The following is a 912-nucleotide window of genomic DNA, read 5'->3' as shown; positions in this document are numbered from 1 at the left end:
CAGTTTTCGCTGTTGTGCACCCACGCGTCACCGCTGAGGACATTACCCTGCCCGTCTTTCGGGCTGACCTCCCATAGTGCGGACCAGGAGCCAACGTCGCTCCAGTCAGCATCGAGACCGACCACCACCGCATCAGCGGTTTTCTCCATCACCGCGTAGTCCACGGACTCGTCCGGGCACTCGCAGAAAATGTCATGCGGAATGCTGATGAAGTCGCTACCGTTGTCGGCGGCATTCACCGCGGCCTGGCAGGCTTCGAGGATATCCGGGCGGAATTTGGCCAGCTCAGAGAGGTATTTTTTTGCGCGGAACATAAACATGCCGCTGTTCCAGTAGTACTCCCCGGAGGCGAGGTAGGCCCCGGCGCGCTCGCGGTCCGGCTTCTCCACGAAGCGGGCCACCTGGTACGGGGTGTGGGCGCTGTCGGTGAGCGCCACGCCGCGCTGGATGTAGCCGTAGCCGGTTTCCGGGGCGTTCGGCACGATACCGAAGGTGACCAGATGGCCTTCATCGGCATACTGCTCGGCAACGCGGATGGCGTCGTGGAAGACCGGCTGGTTATTGATGATATGGTCGGCGGCGAGGACCAGCATCAGCGGATCGTCGCCATGGCGGGTGGCCTGGAGGGCCGCCAGCGCGATGGCCGGGGCGGTGTTGCGCCCGACCGGCTCAAGAATAATGTTGCTGGACAGCTTGTTGAGCTGGCGCAGCTGTTCGGCCACCAGGAAGCGGTGCTCTTCGTTACAGATGACCATCGGTTCATGGACTTCAAGGCCCGAGAGTCGGGTGATGGTTTCCTGCAGCATGGAGTTCTGCCCGAACAGACGGAGGAACTGTTTCGGATAAAGCTCGCGAGACATCGGCCAGAGACGACTGCCGGTACCGCCAGCCATAATTACAGGAAGTAACATA

Annotated in this window: 1 protein-coding gene; it reads right to left on the bottom strand. The window is 61.4% G+C overall.

Going from position 1 to position 912, the window contains the following annotated elements:
* A partial coding sequence (locus RTW80_RS26155; protein WP_312720995.1) for a mannose-1-phosphate guanylyltransferase/mannose-6-phosphate isomerase occupies positions 1–911 on the bottom strand: 911 nt, incomplete at its 3' end.
* Position 912 lies beyond the last annotated feature (1 nt).

The sequence above is a fragment of the Escherichia sp. AM3 genome (genome assembly GCF_032029835.1).
Classification (GTDB): domain Bacteria; phylum Pseudomonadota; class Gammaproteobacteria; order Enterobacterales; family Enterobacteriaceae; genus Escherichia; species Escherichia coli.
The sequence above is the reverse complement of the archived record's forward strand: the minus strand, read 5'-3'. Positions and strand labels throughout refer to the sequence as shown.